The organism is Streptomyces kronopolitis (assembly GCF_050953795.1).
Classification (GTDB): Bacteria; Actinomycetota; Actinomycetes; order Streptomycetales; family Streptomycetaceae; genus Streptomyces; species Streptomyces kronopolitis_A.
In genome coordinates, this window is sequence record NZ_CP191850.1 from 4,813,444 (window position 1) to 4,827,098 (window position 13,655).

15 protein-coding genes and 1 tRNA gene are annotated in these 13,655 nt (G+C 70.8%); 8 read left to right on the forward strand and 8 right to left on the reverse strand.

What is annotated here, in order from left to right:
* Positions 1 to 12 precede the first annotated feature (12 nt).
* From ACQP17_RS21345 to ACQP17_RS21355, 3 genes are all read right to left on the reverse strand, one after another.
* Entirely contained in the window at positions 13 to 741 is a 729-nt protein-coding gene (locus tag ACQP17_RS21345) for a nucleotidyltransferase family protein (protein WP_364879353.1), read from the reverse strand.
* Between the two features lie 30 nt (positions 742 to 771).
* On the reverse strand, positions 772 to 1,185 hold the full coding sequence (locus ACQP17_RS21350; RefSeq protein WP_364879351.1) for a hypothetical protein: 414 nt from the start codon (positions 1,183 to 1,185) through the stop codon (positions 772 to 774).
* A gap of 217 nt (positions 1,186 to 1,402) precedes the next feature.
* Entirely contained in the window at positions 1,403 to 2,539 is a 1,137-nt protein-coding gene (locus ACQP17_RS21355; protein WP_433857706.1) for an ABC transporter ATP-binding protein, read from the reverse strand.
* A 178-nt stretch (positions 2,540 to 2,717) separates the two neighbouring features.
* Between ACQP17_RS21355 and ACQP17_RS21360 the strand changes: the two genes are divergently transcribed.
* Positions 2,718 to 2,791, forward strand: a tRNA-Thr gene (locus ACQP17_RS21360).
* A 510-nt stretch (positions 2,792 to 3,301) separates the two neighbouring features.
* On the opposite strand, the gene ACQP17_RS21365 is transcribed toward ACQP17_RS21360, so the two are convergent.
* A complete protein-coding gene (locus ACQP17_RS21365; protein WP_433857707.1) occupies positions 3,302 to 4,174 on the reverse strand; it encodes a nuclease-related domain-containing protein in 873 nt (290 codons plus the stop codon).
* Between the two features lie 124 nt (positions 4,175 to 4,298).
* Here ACQP17_RS21365 and ACQP17_RS21370 point away from each other — a divergent pair, with 124 nt between their 5' ends.
* On the forward strand, positions 4,299 to 5,402 hold the full coding sequence (locus ACQP17_RS21370) for a M24 family metallopeptidase (protein ID WP_433859962.1): 1,104 nt from the start codon (positions 4,299 to 4,301) through the stop codon (positions 5,400 to 5,402).
* Between the two features lie 176 nt (positions 5,403 to 5,578).
* A complete protein-coding gene (locus ACQP17_RS21375; protein WP_433857708.1) occupies positions 5,579 to 6,247 on the forward strand; it encodes a pentapeptide repeat-containing protein in 669 nt (222 codons plus the stop codon).
* A 44-nt stretch (positions 6,248 to 6,291) separates the two neighbouring features.
* Here the strand turns inward: ACQP17_RS21375 and ACQP17_RS21380 are convergent, their stop codons facing one another.
* Both ACQP17_RS21380 and map read right to left on the reverse strand, forming a co-directional pair.
* Positions 6,292 to 6,789 carry a hypothetical protein gene (locus tag ACQP17_RS21380; protein ID WP_433857709.1) on the reverse strand — a complete coding sequence of 166 codons (498 nt, stop codon included), beginning with the start codon at positions 6,787 to 6,789 and terminating at the stop codon, positions 6,292 to 6,294.
* A 126-nt stretch (positions 6,790 to 6,915) separates the two neighbouring features.
* Positions 6,916 to 7,683: a type I methionyl aminopeptidase gene (gene map / locus ACQP17_RS21385; protein WP_433857710.1), complete on the reverse strand. Its 768-nt coding sequence runs from the start codon at positions 7,681 to 7,683 to the stop codon at positions 6,916 to 6,918.
* Between the two features lie 88 nt (positions 7,684 to 7,771).
* Here map and ACQP17_RS21390 point away from each other — a divergent pair, with 88 nt between their 5' ends.
* The gene (locus ACQP17_RS21390) at positions 7,772 to 8,044 is read left to right on the forward strand and encodes a helix-turn-helix domain-containing protein (RefSeq protein ID WP_433857711.1); all 273 of its coding nucleotides are present in this window, start codon (positions 7,772 to 7,774) and stop codon (positions 8,042 to 8,044) included.
* A 113-nt stretch (positions 8,045 to 8,157) separates the two neighbouring features.
* On the opposite strand, the gene ACQP17_RS21395 is transcribed toward ACQP17_RS21390, so the two are convergent.
* Positions 8,158 to 8,733, reverse strand: coding sequence for a TerD family protein (locus ACQP17_RS21395; RefSeq protein ID WP_364879333.1), 576 nt, complete (start codon positions 8,731 to 8,733; stop codon positions 8,158 to 8,160).
* 203 nt (positions 8,734 to 8,936) lie between these two features.
* Between ACQP17_RS21395 and arfB the strand changes: the two genes are divergently transcribed.
* Positions 8,937 to 9,365, forward strand: coding sequence for an alternative ribosome rescue aminoacyl-tRNA hydrolase ArfB (gene arfB, locus ACQP17_RS21400; protein WP_189101219.1), 429 nt, complete (start codon positions 8,937 to 8,939; stop codon positions 9,363 to 9,365).
* 38 nt (positions 9,366 to 9,403) lie between these two features.
* On the opposite strand, the gene ACQP17_RS21405 is transcribed toward arfB, so the two are convergent.
* Positions 9,404 to 10,018, reverse strand: a complete 615-nt coding sequence (locus ACQP17_RS21405; RefSeq protein ID WP_433857712.1) for a flavin reductase family protein — start codon at positions 10,016 to 10,018, stop codon at positions 9,404 to 9,406.
* Between the two features lie 312 nt (positions 10,019 to 10,330).
* On the opposite strand from ACQP17_RS21405, the gene cdgB reads away from it, so the two are divergent.
* The 3 genes from cdgB to ACQP17_RS21420 all read left to right on the forward strand — a co-directional run bounded on the left by cdgB (position 10,331) and on the right by ACQP17_RS21420 (position 13,644).
* Positions 10,331 to 11,998, forward strand: coding sequence for a diguanylate cyclase CdgB (gene cdgB / locus ACQP17_RS21410; RefSeq protein WP_433857713.1), 1,668 nt, complete (start codon positions 10,331 to 10,333; stop codon positions 11,996 to 11,998).
* Positions 11,999 to 12,268: 270 nt separating this feature from the next.
* Positions 12,269 to 13,186, forward strand: coding sequence for a carbohydrate-binding protein (locus tag ACQP17_RS21415; protein WP_433857714.1), 918 nt, complete (start codon positions 12,269 to 12,271; stop codon positions 13,184 to 13,186).
* A gap of 122 nt (positions 13,187 to 13,308) precedes the next feature.
* Positions 13,309 to 13,644 (forward strand): peptidase inhibitor family I36 protein, encoded by a 336-nt coding sequence (locus ACQP17_RS21420; RefSeq protein WP_433857715.1) that lies wholly within the window; start codon positions 13,309 to 13,311, stop codon positions 13,642 to 13,644.
* Positions 13,645 to 13,655 lie beyond the last annotated feature (11 nt).

The window sequence follows — 13,655 nt, forward strand, 5'->3', positions numbered from 1 at the left end:
CCCCGGCGCCTCTCAACGCCCCTGCGCGCTCAGCTCCTTGGCGGCCTCGGTGAGGTCCTTGGCGGTGTCGATCGCGCGCCAGTAGGCGCCCTGCGGGAGCGGGAAACCGGCCAGCCGGCGTTCGCGGGCGAGGCGCGGGAAGGTGGTGCGCTCGTGGTCGCCGCGGGTGGGGAGCAGGTCGGTGAAGGCGGCGGAGAAGACGTACACGCCGGCGTTGATGAGATACGGCGACGGCGGCGACTCGATGAAGTCCAGGACGTGCCCGAACGCGTCGGTCTCCACGGCGCCCCACGGGATGTGGGGGCGGGCTAGCGCGAGGGTGGCCTCGGCGTCGCGCTCGTGGTGGAAGGCGGCCATCTCACGGAGCGGGAAGCGGGTCCAGATGTCGCCGTTGGTGGCGTACCAGGGCTCGTCCGGGCGGGGCAGCGAGCCGGCCGCGTACTTGAGCCCGCCGCCGCGGCCCAGGGGCTCGGTCTCGACAACGGTCGTGACGCGCACGGGAAGCCGGGCGTCGGCCAGCCAGTCCTGGAGGACGCCGGCGAGGTGCCCGCAGGAGATGACCACGTCCGTGACGCCTTCCTCGGCCAGCCAGTTCAGCTGGTGGCCGATGATCGGGGTCCCGGTACCGGGAATCTCGACCATCGGCTTGGGGCGGTCGTCGGTGTACGGGCGGAGACGTGAGCCCTGGCCGCCGGCCAGGACCACGGCCTGCGTGGGCTGCGGATGCTGGGCACCTGTCATGGTGCGCACCCTATGCGGTGCGCGAGGGGGTCACTGGGCGGCGGCGACGCCGGTGGCGAAGGAGGTGTCGCAGACCGGGCGGGAGAAGGCCTGGGCACGGTGCGCGGCGCCGTACTTGGCGACCGCGGCACGGCCGAGGTCACGGGCGATCGACGCGCAGTGCTTGGCCAGCGAGGGCCGCTTGGTGGTCGCCTCCTGGAGGTGGGTCAGGGCGGTGCCCGGATCCTTCTCCTGGAGCTCGACCAGCAGGCGCTGGCGCAGGGCTTCCTCGGGGGCGAGGTGCGCGGCCTTGGCGGCGCTTCCGGTGGACGCGGTCAGCACCTGTGAGTCGGTGGCCGTCGTGGCCCAGGGGACGCGGGTGACCGCGAGGGTCCCGGACAGCACGAGGACGACGGGGAGGACCAGGGCGAGAGTTCTGCCGATGCGGCGGGCTGCGGAGTTCACGGTCGAGATGGTAGCGAGGAGTGATGATTTGGCGACATTTGGTCACCGGATCGAGGGACGCAATGGCCCGTCAGTGCGGTACGGGTGTTGACGAACTGGTAGGAAAACCTCGGTTATGTCCGCATAGCGGCATGTCGCGCAGTCGGGCAGCACAGCGGCGGCGGTACCGAGTTCCTCCCCGGACCGCCGCCGCTCTCATCCGCTTCCCGATCCGTGCTCAGTCGGTGAGGCGCTCCCCGGACGACGTCGAGAAGACATGCGTCTCGCCGGGGCGCGGCACGACGTGCAGCCGGGCGCCCTTGTCCGGGACCTGGCGGCCGTTGACCCGTACGACCAGGTCCTTGACCTCGCCGCCGACCTCCGCGGCGCCGTACACGTAGCCGTCGGCGCCGAGTTCCTCGACGACGTTGACCGTGACGGGGAGGCCCGCCGGCGCGTCCGCGGTCTCCTTGGACAGCGACTTCGCGGCGTCGCCGTTCTGCTCGACGATGTCGAAGTGCTCGGGGCGCACGCCGACCGTCACCGTGCGGTCGCCCTTGTCGGCGGCCGCGGCCAGCGCCTCGCGGTTGACCGGCACGACGCTGTTGCCGAACTTCACGCCGCCGTCGGTGATCGGCACCTCGACCAGGTTCATCGCGGGCGACCCGATGAAGCCCGCCACGAACAGGTTCGCCGGCCGGTCGTACATGTTCCGCGGCGAATCGACCTGTTGCAGCAGACCGTCCTTGAGCACCGCGACCCGGTCGCCCATCGTCATGGCCTCGACCTGGTCGTGCGTGACGTACACCGTGGTGATGCCGAGCCGGCGCTGCAGCCCGGCGATCTGCGTACGGGTCTGCACCCGCAGCTTGGCGTCCAGGTTGGACAGCGGCTCGTCCATCAGGAAGACCTGCGGCTCACGGACGATCGCCCGGCCCATCGCGACGCGCTGCCGCTGACCGCCGGACAGCGCCTTGGGCTTGCGCCCCAGGTACTCGGTCAGGTCCAGGATCTTGGCCGCGTCCTCGACCTTCTGCCGGATCTCGGCCTTCGGCACCCCGGCGATCTTGAGCGCGAAGCCCATGTTGTCCGCCACCGTCATGTGCGGATAGAGCGCGTAGTTCTGGAACACCATGGCGATGTCCCGGTCCTTGGGCGGAAGGTGGGTGACATCGCGGTCCCCGATGCGGATGGCGCCTCCGTCGACGTCCTCCAGCCCCGCGAGCATCCGCAGAGAGGTGGACTTGCCGCATCCGGAGGGGCCGACCAGGACCAGAAACTCGCCGTCCTCGATGGCGATGTCCAGTTTGTCGACGGCGGGCTTGTCGGTACCCGGATAGATACGGGTTGCCTGGTCGTACGTGACCGTAGCCATGGTGATAAATCCCTTCACCGGCAGGAACGTGCCGGACGATCCGAGTAAAAGGAGTGGTGTAGTCCACTGATATGGACTCTCCGTGACGTTACCCGCGCCCGCTCCCCCTGTCAGTAGGCCTGCAGTCACGAATCGGGGAACGGACATCCGTCGACCCTGGGTACACTGCAACACGCACGCCTCCTTAGCTCAGCTGGCCAGAGCACCGCTCTTGTAAAGCGAAGGTCGTCGGTTCGAATCCGACAGGGGGCTCTTAGCTTGAGCAGGGAGGAAGCCCTGGGCCGGTGGTGGCCTGGGGCTTCTGACGTTCGCGGGTGACATCTGCGGCGATGCCTGTCGGGATCAGTACCGATTGAGCGGCCGTTTCAGGGGCTGGTTGCAGGAAGCCCGGAGTGGTTTCGCCCCGGCCCCGATCGGCTGCCTGCCTGCTGTCGCGATGTGGCCCAGCCGTGCAGCGGGGGGCGGAGTGGCGACACAGTGGGTGGGCTTGGAGGGGCGGTCTCGACGATCGAAGCTCACATCGGGGTGGACAGCGGGTCGTCGACCCGGCCGACTGGTGGAGACGCTTTGGCGGCACGCTGCGCACGTGAGGTGTGCTGCCGATGACAACTACGCACGTCGCACCCCTGCTTGAGCAGCGCGCGGGCGGTGGCGCGCGGTGGGCATCCAGAGCGGGCCAGTGGTGTGGGTCAGCGTAGGTGGGTGCCTCCGGCGGCGGCCGCTGGTTCGAGCGTGTCAGGGCGCCGGCAGTCTCATGTGTGGTCAGGATCCATCGGGCGTGGTCAGCCAGGTGTTTCCCGCTCTGGCGGCGGTGTGGATGCGTTGGATGTCGGAGGGGGTGAGGACGGGGGAGAGGGTGGAGAGGGCGTGGGCTGCGTGGGAGCCGTCTATCAGGTGGACGGAGGGGGTGGTGGTGCGGACGGTCAGGGTGGTGGCGCCGACCACGGCCAGTACGGGGTGGACGTCGACGGGGAAGCCGCAGGTGTGGGTGAGGAGGCGGGCGGCTCTGCGTGCTTCGAAGAGGCTGTTGCGGACGTAGGGGGTCGAGTGGCCGTTGACCATGGCGGTGTGGTCGCCGAGCCAGATTCTGCTGCCCTTGTGGTGCTTGGTGTTGATGGTGAAGACGCCGGGTGGGCCGATGGCCACGTGGTCGATGTCGGCGCCGCTCGGGAGTTCCACCGAGTGCAGGACGAACCAGCCGTCGCGGCGGAGCCGGTTCAGGCTCTGGCCCGCGATGCGCTCGCCCCGGAGGCCGGTTACCCAGGGGCGTAATGCGGCGTCGAGGCCGAACCATCGTTTGAGCGTGCGGAGGAGGGGGCTCGGTTCGAGCTCGTCGATCCGGCGCCGTAGTGAGGCTCCCGGTTTGTTCGCGGCCAGGTCCTGGCTCGGCGGCGGTGCGGTGGCCGGTGGGGGAGCGGGGCGGCTCGGTGGCTCCGTGGTGGGGGTGACGTCCGGATCGGAGGTCAGGAACGGGGCCAGGGCGGACAGGGCTTCGACGCGGTAGCTCTCGTCCAGGATGTTGATCTTGCCGGTTCTGCAGTCGTACCAGGCCACCGCGGCCGAATCCGCCGCGCGGTTCACGTAGACGCGGTCGTGTCCGTAGCGGCGCCACCGCTCCGTGCGTAAGTCCCCCACACCGCTCCCGCCCGTTGGTTCAACTCGCCTCCAGGGGAGCACAGTCGGTGCGGGGCGACAAGACGGCCCGGTCGGTGGGCCGGTGGGGGTGGGGCGGCGTAGGTTCGGCGGCATGGCGACTTCGATGACGTGTGAGGACTACGAGCGGCGGATGGAGCGGGCGGGTCGGGCCGCCGCCGACGCCGGGCTGGCCGGGCTGATCGTGACGCCGGGGCCGGATCTGACATGGCTGTGCGGCTACCGGCCGACGGCGGTCACCGAGCGGCTCACCGCGCTGGTGATCGAGCCGGGGCGGCGCTCGCGGCTGCTGGTGCCCGTATTGGAGCAGCCGGACGCGGAGCGTTCCACGGGAGCGGGGGCGCTGGAGGTGTCCGGGTGGGCCGATGGTGCGGACCCGTATGCCGAGGTGGCCAAGTGGGTGCACCCGCAGAGGCGTTACGGGGTGTCCGACTCGACGTGGGCGATGCATCTGCTGGGGTTCCAGCGGTCGCTGCCGGGCAGCGCGTACGCGGCGCTGTCGGAGGGGCTGCCGATGCTGCGGGCGGTCAAGGACGCCCATGAGGTGGCGCGGCTGGCCGCGGCCGGGGCCGCCGCGGACGCGACGTACGAGGAGATCGTGCGGCTGCCCTTCGGCGGGCGGCGGGAGTGCGACGTGGCGGCGGATCTGGCGCGGCTGCTGCGCGAGCACGGGCACAGCCAGGTGGACTTCACGATCGTCGGTTCGGGCCCGAACGGCGCCAATCCGCACCACGAGGCCGGCGAGCGGGTCATCGAGGAGGGCGACATGGTCGTGCTCGACTTCGGTGGCCTCAAGGACGGGTACGGCTCGGACACGACGCGGACGGTGCACGTCGGGCAGCCGGGTGCCGAGGAGCGCAAGGTGCACGACATCGTGCGGGAGGCGCAGCAGGCGGCGTTCGAGGCGGTGCGGCCGGGCGTCGCGTGCCAGGACGTCGACCGGGTGGCCCGGAAGGTGATCAAGGCGGCGGGGTACGGCGAGTACTTCATCCACCGGACCGGCCACGGCATCGGGGTGACCACCCACGAGCCGCCGTATCTGGTCGAGGGCGAGCATCTGACGCTGGTGCCCGGGATGTGCTTCTCGATCGAGCCGGGGATCTATCTGCCGGGGCGGTTCGGCGTGCGGATCGAGGACATCGTGACGTGCACCGAGTCGGGCGGGCGGCGGTTGAACGAGACGGGGCGGGAGCTGGCCGTCGTGCGCTAGGGGTGGCAGGGAGGGGAGTCTCCGGGGCCGGCCCTTCGGCGGTCGGCGTCGGGGGTTCGGGGGCTGCGTCGCAGGTCGGAGGGTGTTGTCAGTGGGGTGGTTCACGATGGGTCGTGCAGGTGGCGGAGGTCGTGGGCCGGCGAGGGCGGCGCGGCGGGACGGAAGGCGGTGAGCGCGTGGCAGGGCGCGACAAGGGAACGGTGCGGGCGGTGCGGCGTCCGGAGGTGCGGCTGCCGGAGCTGACCGCGTATGACGGCCGGGAGCTGGAGCCGGAGGGGGATTACGACGGACTGGAGTTCGCGGACGCCGACTGGGGCGGGCAGTCGGCGCGCGGTGCCCGGTTCATGGACTGCGCGATCAGGAGGTGCACGCTCGACGAGGCGGGGCTGAGCCGGGCGCGGTTCATCGACAGCGTGCTGAGCGGGGTGCGGGGAGTGGGTACGGATCTGTCCCAGGCCTCGCTGCGCGATGTGGAGGTGTCGGATCCCCGGCTGGGCGGGACGCAACTGCACGGCGCGGTGCTGGAGCGGGTGGTGGTGCGCGGCGGGAAGATCGACTTCCCGAATCTGCGCAGGGCCAAGCTGAAGGATGTCGCCTTCGAGGGGTGCGTGCTCATCGAGGCGGACTTCGCGGGGGCGCAGCTGGAGCGGGTGACGTTCGACGACTGCACCCTGGCGGGGGTGGACTTCTCCGAGGCGCGGATGAAGGACGTCGATCTGCGGGGTGCGGGCACGGTGGACATCGCGCGGGGCATTGACCGGCTGGCGGGCGCGGTGATCAGCGCGGCTCAACTGCTCGACCTCGCCCCGGCGTTCGCCGCACAGATAGGGGTCCGGGTGGAGTGAGGGGCTGACGGGGGAGGGGTGGCTATGGGGGGTGCACGTGGTGGTCAGACGCGGGGGAAGCGCGCCTGGAGGTCCCAGATGGCGGGGTTGTCGCCGAGGCCGTCGTGCATATCGGTGAGGTCGGCGATCAGGTCGTGCAGGAAGTCGCGGGCCTCGCGGCGCAGCGCGGAGTGGTTGAAGGTGAGCGGGGCCTCGTCGGCCGTCATCCAGTCGGCGTCGACGTCCACCCAGCCGAAGCGGCGCTCGAAGAAGATCCGGTCGGCGGATTCGGTGAAGTCCAGCTCGGCGTGGATCGGGCGGGCGGAGCGGTTGCCGCGGGGGTCGGTGTCGAGCTGTTCGACGATGTCGCACAGTGCCCAGGCGAAGTCGAGCACGGGCACCCAGCCCCAGGCGGTGGACAGCTCGCGGTCCGTCTTGGTGTCGGCAAGGTAGACGTCGCCGCAGAAGAGGTCGTGGCGCAGTGTGCGCACGTCCGCGGTCCGGTAGTCCGTCTGCGGCGGGTCCGGGAAGCGGCGGGAGAGGGAGTAGCCGACGTCGATCACGTGCTGATGGTGTCACGCCGGTGTGGCGGGTCACCGGGCGCGTCGGCTGTCGCGGGCGGCCGCCTCAGCCGATGACGGGAGAGCCTGCCGTTGGCGCGCTTGCCCCCCGCACACGCTCCCCCACCCCTACGCCCCCGTAAGCACCCGCGGCCCCTCCTCCGTCACGGCCACCGTGTGTTCGAAGTGGGCGGCGCGGGAGGTGTCCGTGGTGCGCAGGGTCCAGCCGTCGTCGTCGGCGTAGTAGGTGTCCTTGCCGCCGGCGAGGAACATCGGCTCGATGGCCAGGACCAGACCGGGGCGGAGGACGAGGCCGCGGCCCGGGCGGCCCTCGTTGGGGACCCCGGGGTCCTCGTGCATGCGGCGGCCGATGCCGTGTCCGCCGAAGTCCTCGGGGATGCCGTAGCCGGCGGCGCGTCCGACGGTGCCGACCGCGTGGGCGATGTCGCCGATCCGGGCGCCGGCGACGGCTGCCGCGATGCCCGCCTCCAGGGCCTGCCGGGTGGTGTCCATGAGCCGCTGGTCCTCGGGGCGGGCGGTGCCGACCGTGAAGCTGAGGGCCGCGTCGCCGGCCCAGCCGTCCAGGAGGGCGCCGCAGTCGACGCTCACCAGATCGCCGTCGCGCAGCCGGGAGCCGTCCGGGATGCCGTGCACGATCGCGTCGTTGACGGAGACGCACAGGACGCCGGGGAACGGGGTGGGGGCGAAGGACGGGCGGTAGCCGAGGAACGGTGAGTCGGCGCCGGCCTCGTGCAGGACCGCGTGGGCGACCTCGTCGAGGTCCAGCAGGCGCACGCCCGGCGCTGCCGCCGCGCGCACCGCCGCCAGCGCGTCGGCCACCACCCGGCCGGCCGCCCGCATCGCATCGATCTGGGCATCCGTCTTGAGTTCCACCATGCCTGTGACCTCCCGAGAACGCCGGTCGTGCTGCCGACAGGCGTTATTTCTTTACCGGTATTTCTTTACCGGTATTAGTATCACGGGCATGGTGCGGACTCCACTGACTCCCTGGGAACGTGAACGCGGCGAGCGGCTCGGTGCGCTGCTGCGTGCGGCGCGCGGCGGGCGCAGCATGGTCGACGTCGCCGCGGCGGCGGGGCTGTCCGCCGAGACGCTGCGGAAGATCGAGACCGGGCGGGCGCCGACACCGGCGTTCTTCACGGTGGCCGCGCTGGCCGGGACGCTGGGGCTGTCCCTGGACGAGGTGGCGACGCTGGCCACCCCGACCCCGGGGGAGGCGGCGGACGCGGTCGCCTGACGCGGCGGCGCGCGGCCGCCCGGCCGCGACCCCCGGAAACGCGCCGAGGGCCGGCTCCCCCAGGGGAACCGACCCTCCGATGCGCGCCGTGCGCCGGAAATCAGGCGGATGGCTCAGACGTTGACGCCGAAGTCCTGCGCGATGCCGACGAGGCCCGAGGCGTAACCCTGGCCCACGGCGCGGAACTTCCACTCGGCGCCGTTGCGGTAGAGCTCGCCGAAGACCATGGCGGTCTCGGTGGCGGCGTCCTCGCTGAGGTCGTAGCGGGCGACCTCGGCGCCGCCGGCCTGGTTGATGATGCGGATGAAGGCGTTGCGCACCTGGCCGAAGTTCTGACTGCGGTTCTCGGCGTCGTAGATGGAGACCGGGAAGACGATCTTGTCGATGTCGGCCGGCAGCGCCGCGAGGTTGATGTTGATCTGCTCGTCGTCGCCCTCGCCCTGGCCGGTGACGTTGTCACCGGTGTGCACGATCGACTGGTCCGGCGTGGCCTTGTTGTTGAAGAAGACGAAGTGCTGGTCCGAGTAGACCTTGCCGCTGCCGTTGACCGCGATGGCGCTCGCGTCGAGGTCGAAGTCCGTGCCGGTGGTGGTGCGGACGTCCCAGCCGAGGCCGACCGTGACGGCGGTCAGGCCCGGTGCCTCCTTGGTGAGGGAGACGTTGCCGCCCTTGGACAGGCTTACAGCCATGGGATGTCCCTTTCCTTGTCGACTCGTCGAAGCGTCGGGCTCCGTACTGCGCACGAAGCTACCGTCACCCACCACAACGCCATCAGGGGACCGGGAGGTTCCAGGTCTCTTTACTTTCTTTGCCGAATCCTGCGGGTGAATGTGGCGCGATGGACCGGGAAAAGCGGGTGACGGGTTCCGCGGCGCGCGGGATCATAGGACGCATGTCCGGGCCCTATGTCATCCGCGGTTCGGTCGCCCTTCCGGAGGCCGAGCTCGTCTGGCGCTTCTCGCGGTCCTCCGGCCCGGGCGGCCAGCACGTCAACACCAGCGACAGCCAGGTCGAGCTGCGCTTCGACCTCCACAGGACGCAGGCGCTGCCGCCGGTGTGGAAGGAGCGCGCCCTGGAGCGGCTGGCGGGCCGACTCGTCGACGGCGTGCTGTCCGTGCGCGCCTCGGAGCACCGCTCCCAATGGCGTAACCGCGAGACCGCCGCCGTGCGGCTGGCCGCGCTGCTCGCCGAGGCCACCGCGCCGCCGCCCAAGCCGCGCCGTAAGTCACGGATCCCGCGGGGCATCAACGAGCGCCGGCTGCGCGAGAAGAAGCAGCGCGGCGACACCAAGCGCGGCCGCTCGGGCCGCGACTGGACCTGACCGCCCGGCCCCGTCCCGCGGCGTTCGCCCCCGGTGCCTCACCCCAACTGGCGGTACTTCCCCCGGAAGTACGTCAGCGGCCCGTCGTCCTCGCTCGACACCGAACTCGCCAGGACGCGGGCGATGACGAGGGTGTGGTCGCCGGCCACGACTCGCTGCTCGGTGCGGCACTCCAGGGTCGCCAGCGCGCCCCCGATGAGCGGAGCGCCGGACGCTTCGCCCCGTATGAAGGGGATGTCGTTGAAGAGGAGTCTGTCGCTGATGCGGCCCTTCATCGCGAATCGTCCCGCAATCTGTCGCTGATGCCCCGACAGCACCGAAACGGCCCACAACGGCTGGAGCTCCAGCAGGTCGTCCATCCGTGAATCGTTGCGAACGCTCACCATCACCAGGGGCGGGGCGAGGGAGACGGACAGGAACGCGGAGGCGGTCATGCCCACGTCCTCGCCCTGCGGTCCGTCGTCCGGGTCATGGGCGGTGATCAGCACCACGCCGGCGGCGAGGCGGGACAGGGCGGCTCGGAACTCGTCGTCACTCACCCCCACAGAATGCGGGATCGGGGCGTCTCCCGGCACGGACGCGAGGGTGACGGTCGGGGCGGACGGGGCGGCGGGCCCGGTGGCCGTCGCATCGGCTGGGGTTTTCGTGAACACGCCATGAACGCTAACTTCGGTCGACCCCGGTGCGCATCGGGCCCCCGGACCACTCGCGTCCTAGGTCTGACGGCGGAATCCCGGAACGCTCGGAATTTGCGTTCAGGAAGTGTAGAAAGGGTGAAGGCGCGCTTCTGTTGCGGGTGATGTGGAAGATCGCCAACCGTCCCTCGCGGTTTGTGACTTGAGTCACAGCAGCCGCTAATTGTTGACCCTGTGTACCGAGTGAACAGCTCACTGTGATTCAGTGAGCGTGGAATCGGACGACAAGAATCGTGGAGTTTGCTGTCGAGGTCTCGGGGAGAGCGAACGATGGAGACCGAGTCGGAGCCATACGTCCGCCTTGCGACCCTGCGGCAGCTTCATCAAGTGGTCGCGGAGCTGAATACCGCACGTAGCCTTGCGGACACCCTGCAGACGGTCGCCGACGGCGCGATCACCGGACTCGGCTTCGAGCTGGCCGCGGTCAATCTCGTCCGTCCCGACGGCGATCTCGTGGTCGCCGCGGTCGCCGGCAGCGCGGGCGCCGAGGCGCTGATGGCCGGACGGGTCGGCTCCCGGGCGGCCTGGGACCGCCGGCTGTCCATGGGCGAGCGCTGGGGCGACCTCATCTTCATCCCGCACACCGAGGGCTGGGTGCTCGACGACGACGACGTACCCCAGTGGCACACGGCCGGGCCCGCGCCCCGCTTCCCCGACGAGTGGCACTCCATGGACCGCCTCCTGGCGCCCATGTACACCGCGGCCAACGGCGGTGGCGAGCTGCTCGGGGTGATCTCCGTCGACCGGCCGCGCAACGGCCGGCGCCCCGGCCCCTGGGGGCAGGAAGCCCTCCAGATGTACGCCTTCCAGTCCGCGATCGCGATCAGCAACGCCCGGCTGCGGGCGAACATGCAGCGCGCCCTGGTCCGGCTGGAGCGCGAGCAGCAGGCGCTGCGGGCCAGCGAGGAGAGCTTCCGGCAGGCGTTCGAGTACGCGCCGAGCGGGATGGCGGTCGCCGAAATGGGCGGTGACCAGCACGGACGGCTGCTGCGCACCAATGACGCGCTGTGCCGGCTGCTGGGTCGTCCGGCATCCGGGATGCGCCGCTACTCCTTCTCCGACCTCGTCCACCCCGAGGACATCGGCACCCTGCTGCGCACCTCCGCCGAGGGCGGCCGCGCCGAGCTGCGGCTGGCCCGCCGCGACGGCACGTATGTCTGGGTCTCGCTGCGCAACTCCGTCGTCGCCGACACCGCCGACGGTCCCCGGTTCCTGCTCACCCACGTCGAGGACATCGAGGAACGCAAGCGGCACGAGCTGCAGCTCGCCCACCGCGCCAGCCACGATTCGCTGACCGGGCTGCCCAACAGCGCCGAGCTGCGGGCCCGCCTCGGCGCCCGGCTGTGCTCGCTGCCGCCGGCGTCGATGGCGGACGCCTACGCCTCCTCGGGCGGCCTGGGCATCGATCCGCACGGCTTCCGGGTGGACGGCAAGGAGCCGTTCGAGGGCATCGACGGCTTCGAGGGCAACGCTCCGGCGCCGTTCGACCACCATGTGCATCTCGTCGCCCCCGCGGACGGGCCGGCCGACGACGGCTCCAAGGGGCTCGCGGTCCTCTTCTGCGACCTCGACGGCTTCAAATCGATCAACGACCGCTTCGGGCACAACACCGGCGACGCCGTGTTGATAGAGGTCGCCCGGCGGCTGACCAGCGGCGTCCGCGACGGCGACACGGTCGCCCGGCTCGGCGGCGACGAGTTCGTGGTGCTCGCCGACGGCCTCGGCACGGCCGACGCCCAGGACCTCGCGGTACGGCTGCGCAACGCGATCATCCCGCCGATCCGGGTGGAGGGCCGGGCGGTGCGGGTGGGCGCCAGCTTCGGCATCGGCTGGGCGAGCTGCGGGATGACGGCCGAGGAAGTGCTGGAGTCGGCCGACCAGCGGATGTACGTGGAAAAGCGGTCCCGCTCGAAGGCGAACCGGCGCGCCGCGGGCTGAGCGGCGCCCGTCGCGGGGCCCGCAGCGCGCCGCCGGTGCACGGTGCCGCGTATCTCACACCCGCCGTGCCATGGCCCCCGTACCAGCAGTTCACCGATCCGTAGCGATCTTGTGGCCCGCCGGGCTCGGTGTGCGGGCGTGTCGACGGGGTAGGCTGCGCCGATGCGGCGCGGCGCCGCCGGGGCCCGAAAGACAGTTCGCGCAGAAGATGCCTGCGAACGCGTAGAGACGCGTGACAGACGCGCACAGATCGCTTGGGAGTGACACGGAATGACGGCCGGCAACAACGGCGCGGACACGCCGGAGAACGACGACCCGTTCGCCTACCTCTACCGCTCGGAAGGCGGCGAGGGCGGCGCACCGGGCTCGGCGGGCGCCGGTGCGGGGACGCGGCAGCCGGGAATTCCGCGGACGTCCTACAACCAGGTGCGCGCGGTCGGCCAGCGCCAGTACGGCCAGCCGCCGCAGCAGCCGACGACGTACGGGCAGCAGAACGCCCACTACGCCGCGCCGGAGACGCTGCCCGGCGGCGACCGCACCCGCAGCGCCCCGGCCCCGGACGGCCCCGAGCCGCGCCGCAACCGCAACGGCCTGCTGATAGGCGCCGTCGCGGTGGTCGCGGTGGTCTGCATAGGCATCGGCGTCGCGATGCTCACCAACGGCAAGGACTCGAAGGGCGACGAGGCCGGCAAGTCGGGCCCGGCGGCCGGCGATTCGGTCGAGCCGGGCGGCAAGAAGCCGGGGAAGAAGAAGCCGGGGGAGCTGCCCAAGGAGGACGCGAGCGCGCTGCGTCTGGACGGCGGGACGGCGACCGCCAAGGATGTCAAGGGCTCCCACTCGGCGAGCGGTTCGTATGTCGCCGGCTTCAACCAGGTCGGAGCGAAGGTGCAGTGGACGGTGGACGCCCCGAAGGCGGGCGACTACCGGCTCTACGTGCGCTACGGCATCCCGGGCGAGGACGCCAACGCCACGCTGGCGGTGAACGACAAGCCCAATCCTCAGCCCCTCGGTCTGAAGAACTTCATCCACTCGGCGAAGGGCGACTGGGAGAAGGGCTGGCAGACCACCTGGGCCCCCGTCACCCTGAACAAGGGCACCAACACCATCGATATCTCCTGCGGGCAGGGCAACCAGTGCAACGCCAACCTGGACCAGGTGTGGCTGCAGCGGGGTGGCGCCAAGCAGTAGGCGGCGATGGTCGCCCCGGAGCCGGTGGTGTCGTCTCGTCCCCGCCCGGAAGTGGGTTGCCGTCGTTCTCTTGATCATGGTCGACTGATCGCAACAGTCCATCTGATCAAGGGAGATGACGTATGAAGATGCGTGCATTAGCGCTGACCGGTGCGGCACTGCTGGCCGCTCTGCCGGTCACCGTGGGAACCGCTGACGCGGCCGCCAAGTGCCCGAAGGGCAACATCTGCGGGTGGTCCCAGCCGAACTTCGGGGGGCACGCGTACTCCGTGGTCAGCCCCACGTCGGGGTGCAACGGATTCCACGGCGACGTCCGGTCGGTGTCCAACCAGAACAGGCACCGGGTGACCTTCTACAGCGACTCCGGATGCTACGGAAAGCGCTTCGACCTGACCAACGGCCACTACTCGGCCAAGACCCCGTGGCCGGTCAAGAGCATCGCCGTCTGGGGTCCGTGACACGGCTGTCG